Consider the following 16,936-nt stretch of genomic DNA (forward strand, 5'->3'; position numbering starts at 1 on the left):
ACGGGTCGTCCGTCTAACAGGGTGCCAATAAGGTGAAACGCGGGGAATATTCCGGGAATGTCCCGGGAAAGTTCCGTTGACAAGGGGGAAGAGTGACCGTCGTGCCGCAGCCTGATGTGAGCGTGATCATCGGGGCGTACGAAGCGATGCCGTACCTGGTCGAGTGTCTGGCGTCCGTCGAGGCGCAGACCATCGACCCGGCGCGCCTGGAGGTCATCGCGGTCGACGACGGTTCCACGGACGGCACCGCGCAGTGTCTGGACGAGTTCGCGGCCCGCGCCCCCATGCCGGTCACCGTCATCCACCAGGAGAACTCCGGCGGCCCCAGCGGTCCCCGCAACGTCGGCCTCGGCAAGGCGGCCGGGCGCTACGTCTTCTTCCTCGACGCCGACGACCGGCTCGGCCCCGAGGCGCTGGAACGCATGGTCGCCATGGGCGACGAGAACGGCACGGACGTGGTCCTCGGCAAGGTCGAGGGCATCAACCGCATCGCTCCGAAGTCCATGTGGGGCAAGACCCTCGGCCGGACCGACGTCTTCTCCTCCAACATCAAGTTCACGCTGAGCGCGCAGAAGCTGTTCCGCCGTGAACTGCTGGAAAAGCACGGCATGCGGTTCGACGAATCGCTGTTCACCGGCGAGGACGCCCTGTTCACCCTTGAGGCGTACCTGCGCGCGGACGGCGTCTCCGTCCTCGCCGACTACCCCTGCTACTACCTGGTCGGCCGCGACGACGGCAAGCACGTCACCAAGACCGGCAGCTACACCCTGCGCTTCGACTCCGCGCGCGCCCTGATGAAGCTGATCGCGGACATGGTCCCGGCCGGCGACAAGCGCGACCTGCTGATGCTCCGGCCCTTCCTCATCACCTTGCTCCCGCAGTTCGGGCCGAAGTTCCTCACCGACAGCGAAGAGGTGCGCCGGCACAAGTTCGAGCTGGCCAAGCCGCTGATGGACGCCTACTGGACGCCCGGCGTGGCCCGCCGCCTGAAGGTCCACGAGCGGCTGCGGCTGCACCTGGTCGCCCAGCAGCGGTCCGAGCTGCTGCTCGATGTCGTCAAGTTCGTCAAGGCCAAGAAGCAGGCCGCAGCGATCCTGGAGAAGCGCGGCACCCGCGTCTACCTCGTCTACCCGCACTTCCGGTCCAAGGCGGCCGGTGTTCCCGACGACATCTACCTCGCCGAGCCCCGCGAGGCGCGCGCCTTCCACGGCTACCGCGAGGCCGCCGCCAACTCCTTCCTGCGCCGGGCGCTGCGCAAGGTGCGGCGCATGATGCAGGCGAGGGAGTTCAAGGCGGCGGCCTGACCGGTACATCGGGTGGTCCGGGTGCGTCGGCATGGCGGTCACCCGGGCGTTCGGGTCGGTGAGGTCCCGTCAGTGCAACTGCCGTGCGTCACTGCGGTTCTGGCCGATGAACCGCAGGTGGGGATAGTGCGCGTGGGCGCGGTCGATGAGGGGGCCCAGGCCCTGCTTCTGCACCGCGCTGTGCGAACCGTTGACCGCGATCCGCGACTCGGCGGCGCCGCGCAGAACGCGCGCACCGACTGTTCCATCGGCCTGAGCCGGTCCGGGCTGTAGCCCACCCCGGTCTGCGCGCCGACGCCCAGCACCACGACGGGGATCCTCAGCTTGCCGAGATTTCTATAAGCGACCAGTGCAACCCTTTTTGCCGTACACAAACTGTGAGCGAAGCGCTACGCACCGCCTGTCCGGAGGCTGGACCGGTGGGCGCCGGACGATCCACTTCGCGTAGATTGCCGTATGGGCAGCCGGAACCGCGCGCAGCGGCAGAAGGAACAGAGGACAAGGTGGCAAGGGCAAGGCAGGCCGTGGGCGAGGCCCGCAGGATCGTCGTCAAGGTGGGCTCCTCGTCGCTGACCACCGCGGCCGGCGGACTGGACGCCGACCGCGTGGACGCGCTGGTCGACGTGCTGGCCAAGAGCCGCAGCGGGGGAGAGCGGGAGGTCGTGCTCGTCTCCTCCGGCGCCATCGCCGCCGGCCTCGCGCCGCTGGGGCTGCGCCGCCGCCCCAAGGACCTCGCCCGCCAGCAGGCCGCCGCCAGCGTCGGCCAGGGCCTGCTCGTCGCCCGCTACACCGCCTCCTTCGCCCGCTACGGCGTCCGCGTCGGCCAGGTCCTGCTCACCAGCGACGACATGAGCCGCCGCGCCCACCACCGCAATGCCTCCCGCACCCTCGACAAGCTCCTCGCGATGGGCGCCTTCCCGATCGTCAACGAGAACGACACGGTGGCCACCGACGAGATCCGCTTCGGCGACAACGACCGCCTCGCCGCCCTCGTCGCCCACCTCGTCCACGCCGACCTCCTCGTCCTCCTCTCCGACATCGACGGCGTCTACGACGGCGACCCCAGCAGGCCCGGCACGTCCCGGATAGCTCAGGTGCGCGGGCCGGAGGACCTGGCCGAGGTCGAGATCGGCAGCGCGGGCAAGGCCGGGGTAGGCACCGGCGGGATGGTCACCAAGGTCGAGGCCGCCCGGATCGCGGCCGCCGCCGGCATCCCCGTGGTGCTGACCAGCGCCGTGCACGCGGCGGACGCGCTGAGCGGCGGCGACACCGGCACCTACTTCCACCCCACCGGCAAGCGCTCCGCCGACCGGCTGCTGTGGCTGCAGCACGCCTCCACCCCGCAGGGCGCGCTGATCCTGGACGACGGCGCGGTGGACGCCGTCGTGAAGCGCCGCACCTCCCTGCTGCCCGCCGGAATCGCCGCCGTGGAGGGCGAGTTCAGCGCCGGCGACCCCGTCGAGCTGCGCGACACGGCGGGCCGCGCGGTGGCCCGGGGGCTCGTCAACTTCGACGCCAAGGAGATCCCCCGGCTGATCGGGCGTTCGACCCGCGAGCTGGCCCGCGAGCTGGGCCCGGCGTACGAACGCGAGGTCGTACACAGGGACGACCTGGTGCTCCTGCACGCGTGACAGTCGCGAAGCCACGCGTAAAACGGGGCGTAGGGACCGACCCCGGTGGGGGACGTTCCGTAAAACCACCACGCGGAGCCCTGCGGCCTGCTCAACTTTGTGTCTGGGACGTGTTGCAGGAACACGTTCCATCAAGGGGCCATGCGAGCCATGCGTGAAGGAGGCCGTCGTGAGACGAGCGCGCCCTGGGGCGACGTCGCGCGGTGCTCTGACGAGCGTCGCGGCCGGGGACGCCTACGAGGAGCCCAAGGACCTGCCCCGGCTGTGGCACGTCACCCTCAGCGTCTCCGGGGAGCACGTCCCCCTGTCCGACCTGCGCCGGTCCCTGGAACAACTGGCGCATGACCACCCCTTCCTGCTGACCAGCAGATACGCCACCGACCACGCCGAGATCCGGTACTGGGAAGAGGCCCGCGACCTGCACGACGCCGCCGCCGTGGCACTGCGCCTGTGGGGCGAGCACCGGCAGAGCGCCGGGCTGCCCGCCTGGGAGATCGTCGGCCTGGAGGTCATCGACCGCGAGACCTACCACCTCCGCATCGCCGAGGGCTACGGCCCGGCGCCGGCCACGCCGGTGGGAGTGCATCCGTTCTGACCGGGAGGCCGTGAGCCGCACGCGGGCCGGACGGCGGCTCCGAGCGGGCGGGGGCCGGAGCGAGCGGCGGTTTTCCGGCGCCCGGGCGCCGGCTCAGGGCTGCCCGGGCCCGGGGGGCGTCGTTCGCCCCTTTTAGGGCGTCTCGGGGTGTGGGACGACGGCTGAACGGCGCCGCGCCGCGCACTACCCTTCCCCCATGACCACGCTCTCGCCGTACGACTCGATGTCCCCGGTCACCCAGGCCGCCTACCGGGCCAAGGCCGCCGCCGCCGACCTCGCGCCGCTCCCGCGCGCCGAGAAGGACGACGCGCTGCTCGCCATCGCCGACGCCCTGGAGGTCCGGACCAGCGAGATCGTCGAGGCCAACGCCAAGGACATCGCCAAGGCCCGGGAGAACGGCACCAGCGAGGCCATCGTCGACCGGCTCACCCTCACCCCCGAGCGGGTCCGCGCCATCGCCTCCGACGTCCGGGACGTGGCGAAGCTGCCCGACCCGGTCGGTGAGGTCGTACGTGGCTCCACCCTCCCCAACGGCATCGACCTGCGCCAGGTCCGGGTGCCGCTCGGCGTCGTCGGCATCATCTACGAGGCCCGCCCGAACGTCACCGTCGACGCCGCCGCCCTCTGCCTGAAGGCCGGCAACGCCGTCCTGCTGCGCGGCTCCGCCTCCGCCTACGAGTCCAACACCGCCCTCGTCCGCGTCATCCGCGACGCCGTCGGCGGCGCCGGGCTGCCCGCTGACGCCGTCCAGCTGGTGCCCGGCGAGAGCCGCGACTCCGTCCGCGAGCTGATGCGCGCCCGCGGCCTGGTCGACGTCCTCATCCCGCGCGGCGGCGCCTCCCTCATCCAGACCGTGGTCAGCGAGTCCACCGTCCCCGTCATCGAGACCGGCACCGGCAACTGCCACGTCTACGTCGACGCGGCCGCCGACATCGACATGGCGATCGACATCCTGATCAACTCCAAGGCCCAGCGGGTCAGCGTCTGCAACGCCGCCGAGACCCTCCTGGTCCACCAGGACATCGCGCCCGAGTTCCTGCCGCGCGCCCTCGACGCCCTCGCCGAGGCCGGCGTCACCGTGCACGCCGACGAGCGCGTGATGGCCTACGCCAAGGACTCCCAGGCGACGGTCGTGGAGGCCGTGGCCGAGGACTGGGAGACCGAGTACCTCTCGTACGACATCGCCGCCGCCGTCGTCGACTCCCTCGACAAGGCCGTCGAGCACATCCGGCTGTGGACCTCCGGCCACACCGAGGCGATCGTCACCACTTCCCAGCAGGCCGCCCGCCGCTTCACCCAGCTGGTCGACTCCACCACCGTCGCCGTCAACGCCTCCACCCGCTTCACCGACGGCGGCCAGTTCGGCTTCGGCGCGGAGATCGGCATCTCCACGCAGAAGCTGCACGCGCGCGGTCCGATGGGCCTGCCCGAGCTGACCAGCACCAAGTACATCGTCACCGGCGACGGCCACGTGCGCCCCTGAGACTCACCCGTTCGGCCGTACGTCCCGGGGGCAGCCGACGTGCGGCCCCCGGGTGCGGCGGCACGTCCGAAAGGTGTCTCATCAGGCGGATGAATTTCCATACCGTCTGCCCAAATTGACCCCCCAGGTCTACTCTGGATCCGTGCCGGAGGACGTGGGGGGCACGCCGTTCCGTGACGGCTGGGAGCCCGACGACGACCACGACCGCGGGGTGTCGGACGAAGAGTTCGCCTCCGTGGTCTTCGACGAGGCCTTCGTACAGGCGGCGACGTTCCACGAGCCGACCGCCGTCGAACGCCTCCTGGCCGCTGCCCAGGCCAGAGCCGAGGCCTCCGAGGCAGAGGCCCGCCGCGCCCACGCCCGAGGCGAGCGCTACGACGACGCCTACGGCCCCGAGGGGACCGATTTCGGTCAAGATCCGGACGACGAGCTGGAGGACACCTATGTCCTCGGCGACCGCCACGGCCCCTTCGGCTCCTACGGCAGACAGGTTCGCTGGCACCGGCCCGTGGCCTGGGTGCTGGCCGTCGTGATGGGCATCGGCATGGTCGCCCTGGCCTTCGCCGCCGTCTACCGAGGCGGCTCCGCCGACACCCGTGACGGGATACCCGCCCCCGCCTCGACCGGTCTGGAGCAGGGCAGCGCCGCCGCCCCCTCCGCCTCCGCCGAGACCTCCCAGCCGGCGGCCTCGGCCATCCCGCGCTCCCCTTGAACTCCCGCCCCGCTTTTGGTGAGCACCTGTCAGAACTTGTCGTGTAGCAGGGCGTTTACCTGAGGCCCCCGAGACCTACCCTGAAAGTATGGGCGGGCCTGGAGACCCACCGGAGGGCACACCCGAGGGCGGCCCCGCCGGTGGAGAGGACGAGTACCGATCCGTCGTGTTCGACGAGTCCTTCGTCCGTGCTGCCCGCCTCCAGGAGTACTCCGCCGAGGAACGGATGACCGACCACGCGCCCGCCGTACGCCGTCGCCCGCACCTGCACCGCGGACTCACCCGGCAGGCCCTGATCCTCGTCCTGCTGATCGCCGTCGCCTTCGGCACCGCGGTCTACATGGGCGTCCGCCACCCCTACAGCACGCCGCAGGCCCGGCGCACCGTGGAACCCCTGCGGACGACGGTGATCCCGCTCGCCCCGACGGGAAGGGTGCCGGGCGCCTCCGACGCCGAGAGCCTGTACGCGCACAGCCCCGCCGCCCAGTTCGAGATCGGCGCGGAAGGCATACCCCTGCCGGCCTCCCGCAGCACCGCCCACTTCTCCGACAGCCAGGTGGTGACCGCCCTCACCACCGCCAAGGACTACATCGTCCGCTCCTCGCTCTACCCCGAGGTGCTGATCGGCCGCCAGGTGCACCCCGCGCGGGCCCTCCTCGACGCCGACCAGCTCGACCAGTTCGATCAGAGCATCCGCCACCCGGCGGCGGACGGCCGGCACGCCGCCACCGGCTGGCTGGTCCGTCTCGACCCCTCCCGCGTCCAGCTCGCCGACGACCGCGTCCGCGTCCAGGGCGACCTGCAGGCCACCGAGGCCGACGCGGGCGCGCTGGAGGTCACCGCCGATCACACCTTCGTCTACGCCCTGCGCCCCACCGGCGCCGCGGCGAGCGCACCCGCGTCCCTGTTCACCGTCCGCCGCGAGCTGACCTTCCGCCTCACCCGCGACGACCTGCGCACCCACCAGGTCCAGCTGGTCACGTCCCATGTGCAGGCGGGCCCTCTCGCCTGCGCCGAGGACTCCGCCGCCTACCTCCGCCCGCTCCTGGCCGGCCAGACGGCCCGCACCGGCGCCCCCGCGGGCACCGACCCCTACGAGACGGACAGCCCCGCGGCCCTGTGCGGGACGCTGGCCACCAGGGCTCAGCCGACGGTGTGACGGGCCGGCTCTATTCCGCGGCGTCCGCCGGGCCGTCCTTCGGCGGGGGCGGGGTCTTGAAGCCCTCGAAGCCTCGGCGGACCCGGCCGCCCAGGTCCCCCGCGCCGCCCGCGAGATCCGTGACCAGCTTCATCAGCGGGTCCTTGGAGGTCTTCACATCGCTCGCGTAGCTGGCCGCCGACTCGCGGAAGGAGTCGCTGACCGAGGTGTCCTTGTCCTCGTCGCGCCGCGGGTAGTGGCCGTCCATGAGCCGCTGGAAGTCGCGGGACTCGGCCCACTTCTTCAGCTCGGCGGCCCGCACGGTGGTGAACGGATGCGAGCGGGGCATCACGTTCAGGATCTTCAGCACCGAGTCGCGCAGATCGCCCCCGGAGTCGTACTCCTCGGCCTGCTCCAGGAACGCGTCCACGTTCATCTCGTGCAGATGGTTGCCGCCCGCGATCTTCATCAGGCCGCGCATCGAGGCCCGCAGGTCCTGCCCCACCAGCAGCCCCGCCCGGTCCGCGGAGAGCTCCGACTTGCGGAACCACTCCCGCAGCGCCGTGATGATCGCCATGATCGCGAGGTTGCCCAGCGGGATCCAGGCCACCTTCAGGGCCAGGCTGGTCAGGAACAGCAGGATCGTGCGGTACACCGAGTGCCCGGACAGCGCGTGTCCCACCTCGTGCCCGACGACCGCCCGCATCTCCTCCTCGTCGAGGAGCTCCACGAGCCCCGTGGTGACGACGATGATCGGCTCGTCCAGGCCGATGCACATCGCGTTCGGCTGCGGGTCCTGCGTCACGTACATCGGCGGGACCTTCTCCAGGTCCAGGATGTAACACGCGTCCAGCAGCATGGCGTGCAGATGCTGGAACTGCCGCTCGGACACCCGCACCGAGTCGGACAGGAACAGCAGTCTCAGGCTCCGCTCGGGCAGCAGCCCGCTGAGCGCCTTGAAGACGGTGTCGAACCCGCTCAGCTTGCGCAGCGCGACCAGGGCGGAGCGGTCGGCCGGATGCTCGTAGGCACGCGAGGAGATCCCCGGGAAGCGCCTGCGCTGCCTGCTCGGCACGCGCTCGTGCCCCGTCTGCTGCTGGCCGTCATCGGGCATGTCTTCCCCCATGTGCGTGTGAGTGCCACTGTGCCCCCGAGGCGGGGCCCAGCCTAGGCGGAGATACCGTGGACGGGCAGTACAGCCGAAGGAGTCCACGCATGGATCACCACCCCGCAGCCGCCCGGCTGACCGAGGCCGCCACGAGCGCCGTCCAGCAGCACGGGTCCGGGAATATGCTCCGCATCGTCCTGATCGTGATGATCCTGGGCTGTGTACTGACGGCCTGGTTCCTGCTGCGCGGCTACAAGCAGAAAGACGACTGACGGCCGGCAGAAGTTCCGGCGGCCGTCCCCGACGGAGGAGTCGGCGTGATCGCCGCGCGGCCGCCCGCTTACGATGAGCCGACATCTTTATCCCGCCCACACGCGATAGGTCCTGCCGAAGATGAGCTTCCACAGCGCCGCAGCCCAGTTGGTCACCCTTGCCGCCGAGGGCGAGCCGCACGGCGGAAACCACGACAGCCTCAACCCTGCCATCACCGGCGGCAGCGCCCTGGTCATCCTGCTGCTCCTGCTGTGGATCACCACCCGCTTCAACCGCGACCGCTGAGCAGGGACCCCGTCCCCGGCCGGACGCCACAGGCCGGGCCGGTAGGGTCTGCACGCATGGGAGAGCAGGACATGCCTACCGGTCCGGCGTACGAGAGCGCCGACGACACGGTGAAGCACCCGCAGTACGGCCCGGGCAACGGCCCCGTCCACACGGGCAAGCGACGCCTGGGCGTCATGGGCGGAACCTTCGACCCGATCCACCACGGGCACCTCGTGGCGGCCAGCGAGGTCGCCGCGCAGTTCCAGCTGGACGAGGTGGTGTTCGTGCCCACCGGCCAGCCGTGGCAGAAGTCCCACCGGAAGGTCTCCCCGGCCGAGGACCGCTATCTGATGACGGTCATCGCGACCGCCGAGAACCCCCAGTTCTCCGTCAGCCGCATCGACATCGACCGCGGTGGTCCCACCTACACCGTGGACACGCTGCGTGACCTGCGCGCCCTCAACCCCGACACCGACCTGTTCTTCATCACCGGCGCCGACGCCCTCGCCCAGCTGCTGACCTGGCGGGACAGCGAGGAGCTGTTCTCCCTCGCCCACTTCATCGGCGTCACCCGGCCCGGCCACCACCTGACCAATCCGGGTCTGCCGGAGGGCGGTGTCTCCCTCGTCGAGGTTCCGGCCATGGCCATCTCCTCCACGGACTGCCGTTCGAGAGTCGCCAAGGCAGACCCCATCTGGTACATGGTGCCGGACGGAGTCGTGCGCTACATCGCCAAGCGCCAGCTGTACCGCGGCGAGTGAGCCGAGAGGGGCACCGGTGAACGACCGATACGACGCGGGTGACGGTGGCTACGGCGCCGGCCCGTACGAACTCGTGGGCTACGACGAGTACGGCCAGCCCGTGTACCGGCAGGTCCCGGCACAGCAGGCCCAGCAGGCGACCTACGACCCGTACACCCAGCAGCAGGGCTACGGATACGACCCGTACGCCACCGGCCAGCAGCCGCCGGTGCCCTCGTACGACTCCGGCCGGCCCGCGCCGGCGTACGACCCGTACGGCTCCCAGGCCCCCTACGGCGCCGGCACCCAGCACGGCGGCGGCTACGACCCCTACGGGCAGCCCGCGGGCAGCGGACAGCAGCCCCGGGGCACCGAGCAGACCGCCTACATCCCGCAGCAGGCCGGCCCGGCGGAGCACCCGCACGCCCCGGCACAGCCCGAGGAGCCGCGGGACGAGGAGGAACCGGACTACCACACCGAGCAGTTCGCGTTCGTCGAGGAGCCGGACGGTGACTCCGAGGACGTCATCGACTGGCTGAAGTTCACCGAGAACCGCACCGAGCGCCGCGAGGAGGCCCGCCGCCGCGCCCGCAGCCGCATCATCGCCCTCCTCGTGGTCCTCGCCCTCGTCGCCGTCGGCGGCGTCGGCTACCTCTGGTACGCCGGAAAGCTGCCCGGCCTGTCCTCCTCCGGCTCCAAGCCCGGCGCGGCCACGCCCGTCAGTGCCCAGAAACGCGACGTGATCGTCGTCCACCTGCACAACACCGGCAAGGGCGGCACCTCCACGGCGCTGCTGGTGGACAACACCACCACCCAGCAGGGCAGCACCGTACTGCTGCCCAACTCCCTGGCCCTGAGCGACGACGACGGCTCCACCACGACCCTCGCGAAGTCGGTCGACGGCGATGGCGCCTCCGGCACCCGCGACCAGCTCGACACCGTCCTCGGCACCAACATCCAGGGCACCTGGCGCCTCGACACCCCCTACCTGCAGAACCTCGTCGACCTGGTCGGCAACATCGACCTCGACACCAACACGGACGTGCCCGACCCGGACGCCAAGAAGAAGGGCGCCGAGCCGCTCGTCCACAAGGGCAGCGCCCAGACCCTCAGCGGCAAGATGGCCGTCGCCTACGCCACCTACCGCGCCGCCGGCGAGTCCCAGAACGTCCAGCTGGAGCGGTTCGGCCAGGTCATGCAGGGCGTACTGCGCAAGCTGTCCTCCGACCCGTCGGCGGCCACCACCACCGTGCAGACGCTCGCGCAGATCCTCGATCCGCCGCTTACCGACAAGGACCTCGGCACCTTCCTCGCCAGGCTCGCCGACCTCGCCAAGAGCGGCGACTACAAGACCGCCCTGCTGCCCGTGCAGGCCGACGGCACCCTGACCGCGCAGACCAGCGACAGCGTGGTGAAGAACATCCTCGGCGGCACCGCCAAGAGCCCCGACGCCGGCTCCGCGGTCCGGGTCTCGGTGCAGAATGCCACCGGTGTGAAGGACGACACCGAGAAGGCCCGCGTGGTCCTCCTCAACGGCGGCTTCACCTTCCTGGAGGGCGGCGCGGCCTCCGGCGCCCAGACCGCCTCGAAGGTGGTCTACTCGGACGCCTCCCACCAGGCGGACGCCGCACAGGTCGCCAAGACCCTCGGCCTGTCCGCCGGCTCCGTGACCAAGGGAACCGTCTCCTCGGGCGCCGACGTCTCGGTCGTCCTCGGCCAGGACTACCGGCCCGCCGCGTCCTGACCCGGCCCCCCGCACCCCACGTGCCACCGTAATCGCGTGGGGTGCGCCGGGCGGTCCGTGAGACCCTTGAGGTCCAGCGACCGCCGACCGAAAGCTTCGTAGTGACCGCCACCGACCGTTCCCTTGAGCTCATCCACACCGCCGCCCAGGCAGCGGCCGACAAGCTCGCCCACGACGTCATCGCCTACGACGTCAGCGATGTGCTGTCGATCACGGACGCCTTCCTGCTGGCTTCCGCGCCGAACGACCGCCAGGTCAAGGCCATCGTCGACGAGATCGAGGAGCGCCTGCAGAAGGAACTCGGCGCCAAGCCGGTGCGCCGCGAGGGCGACCGCGACTCCCGCTGGATCCTGCTCGACTACGTCGACATCGTCGTCCACGTCCAGCACAGCGAGGAGCGGGTCTTCTACGCTCTGGAGCGGCTGTGGAAGGACTGCCCCGAACTGGAGCTGCCCGCCGACGCCAAGGCCACCCGCGGCAAGGCCGAGGAGCACGCCAAGCTGCAGGCTGCCGAGGGCGAGCAGGAACCCGGCGGGGAGTGGTGATGAACGCCACCGGAGAGGTGTCCGACCGCAGGAGCCGCGGCCGCCGCATCATCCTGTGGCGGCACGGTCAGACCGCCTGGAACGTCGAGCGCCGCTTCCAGGGCAGCACCGACGTCGCGCTGACCGAGACCGGCATCGGCCAGGCCCGTCGCGCCGCCCGGCTGCTGGCCTCCCTGGGCCCCGACGCGATCATCTCCTCGGACCTGCAGCGGGCGGCGAACACGGCCGTCGAGCTGGCCACCCTCACCGGCCTCGACATCACCCGCGAGGAAGCCCTCCGCGAGACCTACGCGGGCGTCTGGCAGGGACTGACGCACGAGGAGATCATCGCCCGCTACGGCGAGGAGTACGCCGCCTGGAAGCGCGGTGAGGCGGTCCGCCGCGGCGGCGGCGAACTGGAGACCGAGGTCGCCGACCGTGCCGCACCCGTCGTGCTGGGGCACGCCGAGAAGCTCCCCGAGGACGGCACCCTGGTCGTCGTCAGTCACGGTGGCACCATCCGCACCACCATCGGCCGGCTCCTCGGTCTGGAGGCCGGGCACTGGGAGAGCCTCGGCGGCCTCTCCAACTGCTGTTGGTCCGTGCTCGGTGAGGGCGCCCGCGGCTGGCGCCTGCTGGAGCACAACGCGGGCACCCTCCCGGAGCCCGTCCTCGGCGACGACGACTGAGCCGTCGCAGGCTCGCGGACCCCGGATTTCACTTTCTGGCAGGTCACAGGCTAAAGTTCTTCTTGTTCGGCCCGCCGAGCGGGAAGACAAGGGGCTATAGCTCAGTTGGTAGAGCGCCTGCATGGCATGCAGGAGGTCAGGAGTTCAATTCTCCTTAGCTCCACAGATCGACACTCTGTTGAGTTGTCAAAGATCGGTGATGAGGATCCCGTCCCCTCAGGGGGCGGGATTTTCTGTTGTCAGGGTCGGGGGCCACAGCCGCTCTCTTCGCTCCCGCAGCGCCGCGACCTTCGCGCGTGACCTCTCGTCCTCCGGTGTGTAGACCACGATCCGGCACTCGGGCATCCCGTCGATGGACAGCGACTGCGAGGACAGCCGCATGTCACCCACCGCCGCGTGACGGAACGTCTTCACCCGAGGGCCCGGCGGTGTCACCTCACCGCTCGCCCAGAGTCTCGCGAACCAGGGGCTCGCCGCCGACAGCGCGCGTATGTAGTCCTCCCAGGCCCGCTCGCCCACGTGCCGGCCGTACGCCGACCGCAGCGTCGCCACCATCACCGGCAGCTCATGCTCCCGGTGCACCACCGGGCACGTCTCCTCCGGCAGCGTGAACAGCGTCCACAACACGTTCGGCGCGCCGATCGCGCCGGCCTCCGGCACCGTGAACAGGTCGCGGTAGGCCGGGTTCGCGGCCAGGACGTCGTAACGCGCGTTGTAGACCACGGCCAGCAGCGGGTCGAGGGCGTCGATGACGTCCTGCACCTGCGGGGCGACCCGGCGGGGCAGACCCTGCGCCGCCGCCTCGAACGGCACTTCCGCCAGGCGGTACAGATGCTCCCGCTCCGGCGCGTCCAGCCGCAGCGTGCGCGCGACCGCGTCCAGCACCTGCGGCGAGGCGTTGATCGGCCGGCCCTGCTCCAGCCACGTGTACCAGGTCACGCCCACGCCGGAGAGCTGGGCGACCTCCTCCCGGCGCAGCCCGGGCGTGCGCCGGCGCAGGCCCGGCGGCATCCCCACGTCCGCCGGTGTCACCCGCGCCCGCCTGCTCCGCAGAAAGACGGCCAGCTCCGGCCTGCGCCGCTGCGTGCTCGGCGCCCGCGCCACCCTCGTCGTGTCCGTCGGCTCCATCGCCATCGTCAAGCCCCCCCGTCGTCCCCGTCTTCCATCGTCGGCAGCCGGGCCCGGTACTGCCAGGTGCTGGCAGTACCAGCATCACCGGGCACTCGGCACCGGTACCGGCTCGTCGTCAGGCTCGACGCCATGACGACGACATCCCGGTCCGGACCGGGCACCGGGCCCGCTCCCCACCCTGAGATCAGTGAACCATCCGCCACTGACAGTGACCTCGCCACCGCGGACAGCGCGGAATCATCCGTCACCGACAGTGAAGCACCCGGCACTGACAACCGGCCCCGGCTGCTCCTCGCGGTCCTGCTCACCGCCCTGTTCATGGCGGCCCTCGACGTCTTCATCGTGAACGTCGCCGCCCCCACCATCGGTGCCGAACTCCATGCGACAGGCGCCGATCTGCAGCTGGTCATCGCCGGTTACACCATCTCCTACTCCGTTCTGATGATCACCGGTGCCCGGCTCGGCGACCGCCTCGGCCACGGCCGGGTGCATCTCGCCGGCGTCGCCCTGTTCACCGCGGCCTCGCTCGCCTGCGGCCTGGCGCAGGGGGCGACCCAACTGATCGTCTTCCGTCTGGTGCAGGGGGCCGGTGCGGCGTCGGCCATCCCGCAGGTGCTCAGCCTGATCCAGCGCACGTTCACCGGCGAGGCGCGGGCCCGGGCGCTCGGCGCCTATTCGGCGGTCCTCGCCGTCGGCGCGGCCGCCGGGCAGATCGCGGGCGGCGTGCTGGTCAGCGCCGATCTCTTCGGCACGGGCTGGCGGCCGGTGTTCCTGGTCAACGTGCCGGTGGGCGTCCTGCTGCTGGTACTGGGACGCCGCGTGCTGCCGCTGGGCGGCGCGAGCGGAAAGGGGCGGTCCCGCGCGCTCGACCTGCCCGGACTGGTGCTGCTGGGCGCGTCCGTGTCGATGCTGACGGTGCCGCTGGTGCTCGGGCAGCAGGAGGACTGGCCGGTGTGGTCCTGGCTGTCGCTGGCCGGAGCCGCGCTGCTGTTCGGGCTGTTCTGCGGATACGAGTCGCGGCTGGCCCGGCGCGGTGGCGCCCCGCTGATCGCACCCCGGGTGCTGCGCCATCCCGGGATGGGCCTGGCCGTCTTCCGCATCCTCGCCGTGATGTCGGTCAACGCCGGCTTCCTGTTCGCCCTGACCCTGCATGTCCAGGGCGGCCTCGGCTACAGCGCGCTGCGGGCCGGCCTGGGCTTCGCCCCGACCGCCGCCGTCTTCGGGGCCGTCAGCGTGACCTGGCGAAGGTGGCCCGCGGGCCTGCGGCGCGTGCTGACCCCCGCCGGGTTCGCGCTGACCGCGGTGTCCGTGGCCGTCGTGGGGGTGGCCTTCCACACGGGCGGCGACGGGGGAGCGGTCCTGTACGCCGGATACGCCGGCGTGGGCGCCGGGCTCGCGCTCGCCTTCAGTCCGACGCTCACCGGCGCGCTCGCCACCGTGCGGCCCGAGGACGCGGCGGACGCCAGCGGCCTGCTGGCGACGGTCGCCCAGCTCGGCCAGCTGATCGGCGTGGCCTCCTTCGGCACACTGTTCCTGAACCGCCTTGAGTCACTCGGCGCCGTGCGCTCGTATAGCTCTGCGGAGGCGTTCTCGGTGTGTGCCTGGGCGCTGGCCGCGACGGCCGCGGCGGGGGCTGTGTCCGGACTGGTACTGAGGCGTCGCTGACCGTATTGCTCCGGCCGTGGCAGAATCAAACGGCCGGAAGGGGGCGCGGCCCGACGGGAGGGAGTAGCGATGCCTGCGAGCATCCTTGAGGAGGTCGGCCACCTCCTCGGTGCGGCGTTGATACGGAACACGACAACGCTGCTGAGCTGCCCTTCCTGTGGTTCCGCGCATGTCGCCCAGGTTCTCGGCGACAACGGCGGGATCTCCTACGTGTGCACGGCCTGCGGCCACAGCTGGAGCTGATCGATGGGTGCACACAGGCGAAAGTGCGACTGGTGCGGGAGCGGTACCCCGATCGTCCGAGACATGGAACCGGTCAATCCCGACTACCAGTACTGGTGCGAGGAATGCGCGCGGGCGCTGATCATAAAAGGCGACCCGATCGAGACGTACCGGGAACTGGAGGGTGAGCCGATCTACGGCCGCCTCCTTGAGGAGCACTGCACACTCAAGCGGTTCTATTCCTTTGTGACGGCTTGACGCCGCCCGCACCGCTGCCGCGCCGCGGCAACGATGTCCGCGTCAGCACGAGGAAGAGCACGCCGGCTCCCGCGTAGAGGGCCGAAAGCGTCAACTCCGGGATGTTCTGGTGCAGTTCCGGGCGCCGGGTGCCGTGTGGCACCCACCAGGGGGCGTACGAGCAGAAGACCAGCAGCGTGCCCAGGGCCGCGGGCCTGGGCCCGTGCGACCACAGCAGCAGCACGAGGGGTACGCACCACACCCAGTGGTGCGTCCATGACACCGGGCTGATCAGCAGAGCGGTGACGGCGCACGCGCACACCGCCCAGTCCCGCCGCCCCCGCAACTCCGCCGCCACGGCGGCCGCGAGGCCCAGGACGGCCGCGACGGCCGCCGCGGCCACCCAGGGCGCTCCCGGGTCGGGCGTGTGCAGAACGCGGGCCAGGACGCCGCGCAGGGCCTGGTCGGCGGTGTCCTCGGCATGCCCCACCCGGCCCACGCGGAACATTACGTCCGTCCAGAACCGCCACGAGTCGTACGGCAGGACGGCCGCCGCCAGCAGCGTCGCCCCGGCGAACGCGACGCCCGCCCCGCGCGCGTGCCCCAGCCACGGCCCGGCGTCCCTGCCCCGCAGGCGTGCCACGACACCTGTCACGAGCAGGAACACCGGGAACAATGCGGGCGTCAACTTGACCGCCGCGGCCATCCCCAGCCCCGCTCCCGCCAGGCGGTCGTGCCGGCCGGCGCGGCGGCGGGACAGGTCCCACAGCACCAGGACGGCCAGCAACAGGTTGACCTGGCCGTAGCGCAGGGTCGTCCACACCGGCTCGCACCACACGGCCGGTGCCGCGACCCACCAGACGGTGTCCACGCGCGCGTGGCCGACGAGTCGCAGCGACAGCCGTACGAAGACCACCAGGAGCGCGAGGTTCCCGGCGGTCGCCAGGAGCCGCAGGGGCGCGGTGTCGAGCAGGGTCAGCGGGGTGAAGAGCAGTGCCGCGAACGGCGGGTAGGTGGTGGGCAGGTGCGCGGCCGTCGCGCGAAGCGCGTACAGGTCGCCGCCGGCGCGCACGGTGGCGCCCTCGGCCCGGTACACCATCAGGTCGATCATCGACACGTGCGCGGCCCGCTGAGCGGCGCAGAACGCCGTGAAGGACGCCAGGCACACCCCCAGCGCGACCGGCGTACGGCGGTGGGCTGCTGACGGCGCGATCACGGTCACGAAAGCAGACATTAGCGGTCGTATCGGCGCAGGCCTGAAACCGATTTGGCGCTGCGTCCCCGGGCCTGTAATGTTTACGACGTCGCCGGGGGAACCGGGCGAAACAAAACAAAACAAGGGGCTATAGCTCAGTTGGTAGAGCGCCTGCATGGCATGCAGGAGGTCAGGAGTTCAATTCTCCTTAGCTCCACAGAAATCGAAGGCGGATCATCCGATGGATGGTCCGCCTTCGGCGTGTTGCGCAAAGGCGG

18 protein-coding genes and 2 tRNA genes are annotated in these 16,936 nt (G+C 71.1%); 17 read left to right on the forward strand and 3 right to left on the reverse strand.

Annotated elements, in window-relative coordinates; translation table 11 throughout:
- The first annotated feature begins 101 nt into the window (after window positions 1-101).
- The 6 genes from IO33_RS0100500 to IO33_RS0100530 all read left to right on the forward strand — a co-directional run bounded on the left by IO33_RS0100500 (window position 102) and on the right by IO33_RS0100530 (window position 6,884).
- Window positions 102-1,304, forward strand: coding sequence for a glycosyltransferase family 2 protein (locus IO33_RS0100500; protein ID WP_425347945.1), 1,203 nt, complete (start codon window positions 102-104; stop codon window positions 1,302-1,304).
- A gap of 524 nt (window positions 1,305-1,828) precedes the next feature.
- On the forward strand, window positions 1,829-2,935 hold the full coding sequence (gene proB, locus IO33_RS0100510) for a glutamate 5-kinase (RefSeq protein WP_031158737.1): 1,107 nt from the start codon (window positions 1,829-1,831) through the stop codon (window positions 2,933-2,935).
- A 169-nt stretch (window positions 2,936-3,104) separates the two neighbouring features.
- Entirely contained in the window at window positions 3,105-3,530 is a 426-nt protein-coding gene (locus IO33_RS0100515) for a hypothetical protein (RefSeq protein ID WP_031158739.1), read from the forward strand.
- A 196-nt stretch (window positions 3,531-3,726) separates the two neighbouring features.
- Window positions 3,727-5,013 carry a glutamate-5-semialdehyde dehydrogenase gene (locus tag IO33_RS0100520; protein WP_031158742.1) on the forward strand — a complete coding sequence of 429 codons (1,287 nt, stop codon included), beginning with the start codon at window positions 3,727-3,729 and terminating at the stop codon, window positions 5,011-5,013.
- Window positions 5,014-5,155: 142 nt separating this feature from the next.
- Window positions 5,156-5,725, forward strand: a complete 570-nt coding sequence (locus tag IO33_RS0100525; RefSeq protein WP_031158743.1) for an SCO2584 family spore wall biosynthesis protein — start codon at window positions 5,156-5,158, stop codon at window positions 5,723-5,725.
- A gap of 88 nt (window positions 5,726-5,813) precedes the next feature.
- Window positions 5,814-6,884, forward strand: coding sequence for an SCO2583 family membrane protein (locus IO33_RS0100530; RefSeq protein WP_031158744.1), 1,071 nt, complete (start codon window positions 5,814-5,816; stop codon window positions 6,882-6,884).
- A 10-nt stretch (window positions 6,885-6,894) separates the two neighbouring features.
- On the opposite strand, the gene IO33_RS0100535 is transcribed toward IO33_RS0100530, so the two are convergent.
- Window positions 6,895-7,977, reverse strand: a complete 1,083-nt coding sequence (locus tag IO33_RS0100535) for a M48 family metallopeptidase (protein ID WP_031158745.1) — start codon at window positions 7,975-7,977, stop codon at window positions 6,895-6,897.
- A 101-nt stretch (window positions 7,978-8,078) separates the two neighbouring features.
- Here IO33_RS0100535 and IO33_RS49095 point away from each other — a divergent pair, with 101 nt between their 5' ends.
- The 7 genes from IO33_RS49095 to IO33_RS0100570 all read left to right on the forward strand — a co-directional run bounded on the left by IO33_RS49095 (window position 8,079) and on the right by IO33_RS0100570 (window position 12,371).
- The gene (locus IO33_RS49095) at window positions 8,079-8,243 is read left to right on the forward strand and encodes a hypothetical protein (protein WP_031158746.1); all 165 of its coding nucleotides are present in this window, start codon (window positions 8,079-8,081) and stop codon (window positions 8,241-8,243) included.
- A gap of 121 nt (window positions 8,244-8,364) precedes the next feature.
- Complete coding sequence (locus tag IO33_RS51030) at window positions 8,365-8,529, forward strand: hypothetical protein (protein ID WP_031158747.1); 165 nt, start codon at window positions 8,365-8,367, stop codon at window positions 8,527-8,529.
- Between the two features lie 56 nt (window positions 8,530-8,585).
- A complete protein-coding gene (nadD, locus tag IO33_RS0100550; protein WP_031158748.1) occupies window positions 8,586-9,272 on the forward strand; it encodes a nicotinate-nucleotide adenylyltransferase in 687 nt (228 codons plus the stop codon).
- Window positions 9,273-9,288: 16 nt separating this feature from the next.
- Window positions 9,289-10,995: an LCP family protein gene (locus tag IO33_RS0100555; RefSeq protein WP_031158749.1), complete on the forward strand. Its 1,707-nt coding sequence runs from the start codon at window positions 9,289-9,291 to the stop codon at window positions 10,993-10,995.
- Between the two features lie 101 nt (window positions 10,996-11,096).
- The gene (gene rsfS / locus IO33_RS0100560; protein ID WP_031158752.1) at window positions 11,097-11,540 is read left to right on the forward strand and encodes a ribosome silencing factor; all 444 of its coding nucleotides are present in this window, start codon (window positions 11,097-11,099) and stop codon (window positions 11,538-11,540) included.
- On the forward strand, window positions 11,540-12,208 hold the full coding sequence (locus IO33_RS0100565; protein ID WP_031158754.1) for a histidine phosphatase family protein: 669 nt from the start codon (window positions 11,540-11,542) through the stop codon (window positions 12,206-12,208). Before rsfS ends, IO33_RS0100565 begins: the two co-directional genes overlap by 1 nt.
- A 90-nt stretch (window positions 12,209-12,298) precedes the next feature.
- Window positions 12,299-12,371, forward strand: a tRNA-Ala gene (locus tag IO33_RS0100570).
- 53 nt (window positions 12,372-12,424) lie between these two features.
- Here the strand turns inward: IO33_RS0100570 and IO33_RS0100575 are convergent.
- Complete coding sequence (locus tag IO33_RS0100575) at window positions 12,425-13,336, reverse strand: helix-turn-helix transcriptional regulator (protein ID WP_051926356.1); 912 nt, start codon at window positions 13,334-13,336, stop codon at window positions 12,425-12,427.
- 321 nt (window positions 13,337-13,657) lie between these two features.
- On the opposite strand from IO33_RS0100575, the gene IO33_RS0100580 reads away from it, so the two are divergent.
- The 3 genes from IO33_RS0100580 to IO33_RS46800 all read left to right on the forward strand — a co-directional run bounded on the left by IO33_RS0100580 (window position 13,658) and on the right by IO33_RS46800 (window position 15,484).
- The gene (locus tag IO33_RS0100580; RefSeq protein ID WP_037684727.1) at window positions 13,658-15,004 is read left to right on the forward strand and encodes an MFS transporter; all 1,347 of its coding nucleotides are present in this window, start codon (window positions 13,658-13,660) and stop codon (window positions 15,002-15,004) included.
- 69 nt (window positions 15,005-15,073) lie between these two features.
- The gene (locus tag IO33_RS49100) at window positions 15,074-15,247 is read left to right on the forward strand and encodes a hypothetical protein (RefSeq protein WP_107069194.1); all 174 of its coding nucleotides are present in this window, start codon (window positions 15,074-15,076) and stop codon (window positions 15,245-15,247) included.
- 3 nt (window positions 15,248-15,250) lie between these two features.
- Window positions 15,251-15,484: a hypothetical protein gene (locus tag IO33_RS46800; protein WP_003976229.1), complete on the forward strand. Its 234-nt coding sequence runs from the start codon at window positions 15,251-15,253 to the stop codon at window positions 15,482-15,484.
- On the opposite strand, the gene IO33_RS0100590 is transcribed toward IO33_RS46800, so the two are convergent.
- Window positions 15,453-16,685 carry a glycosyltransferase 87 family protein gene (locus IO33_RS0100590; protein ID WP_031158759.1) on the reverse strand — a complete coding sequence of 411 codons (1,233 nt, stop codon included), beginning with the start codon at window positions 16,683-16,685 and terminating at the stop codon, window positions 15,453-15,455. The two genes, IO33_RS46800 and IO33_RS0100590, sit on opposite strands and share 32 nt — an antisense overlap.
- 117 nt (window positions 16,686-16,802) lie before the next feature.
- Between IO33_RS0100590 and IO33_RS0100595 the strand changes: the two genes are divergently transcribed.
- Window positions 16,803-16,875, forward strand: a tRNA-Ala gene (locus tag IO33_RS0100595).
- Window positions 16,876-16,936 lie beyond the last annotated feature (61 nt).

The sequence above is a fragment of the Streptomyces durhamensis genome, assembly GCF_000725475.1.
GTDB lineage: Bacteria > Actinomycetota > Actinomycetes > Streptomycetales > Streptomycetaceae > Streptomyces > Streptomyces filipinensis.

Coding starts and splice junctions, on each gene's coding strand:
- IO33_RS0100520 (WP_031158742.1), top strand. CDS start 3,727: ATGACCACGCTCTCGCCGTACGACTCGATGTCCCCGGTCACCCAGGCC.
- IO33_RS0100530 (WP_031158744.1), top strand. CDS start 5,814: ATGGGCGGGCCTGGAGACCCACCGGAGGGCACACCCGAGGGCGGCCCC.
- IO33_RS0100535 (WP_031158745.1), bottom strand. CDS start 7,977: ATGCCCGATGACGGCCAGCAGCAGACGGGGCACGAGCGCGTGCCGAGC.
- IO33_RS49095 (WP_031158746.1), top strand. CDS start 8,079: ATGGATCACCACCCCGCAGCCGCCCGGCTGACCGAGGCCGCCACGAGC.
- IO33_RS51030 (WP_031158747.1), top strand. CDS start 8,365: ATGAGCTTCCACAGCGCCGCAGCCCAGTTGGTCACCCTTGCCGCCGAG.
- nadD (WP_031158748.1), top strand. CDS start 8,586: ATGGGAGAGCAGGACATGCCTACCGGTCCGGCGTACGAGAGCGCCGAC.
- IO33_RS0100565 (WP_031158754.1), top strand. CDS start 11,540: ATGAACGCCACCGGAGAGGTGTCCGACCGCAGGAGCCGCGGCCGCCGC.
- IO33_RS0100575 (WP_051926356.1), bottom strand. CDS start 13,336: ATGGAGCCGACGGACACGACGAGGGTGGCGCGGGCGCCGAGCACGCAG.
- IO33_RS0100580 (WP_037684727.1), top strand. CDS start 13,658: ATGGCGGCCCTCGACGTCTTCATCGTGAACGTCGCCGCCCCCACCATC.
- IO33_RS49100 (WP_107069194.1), top strand. CDS start 15,074: ATGCCTGCGAGCATCCTTGAGGAGGTCGGCCACCTCCTCGGTGCGGCG.
- IO33_RS46800 (WP_003976229.1), top strand. CDS start 15,251: ATGGGTGCACACAGGCGAAAGTGCGACTGGTGCGGGAGCGGTACCCCG.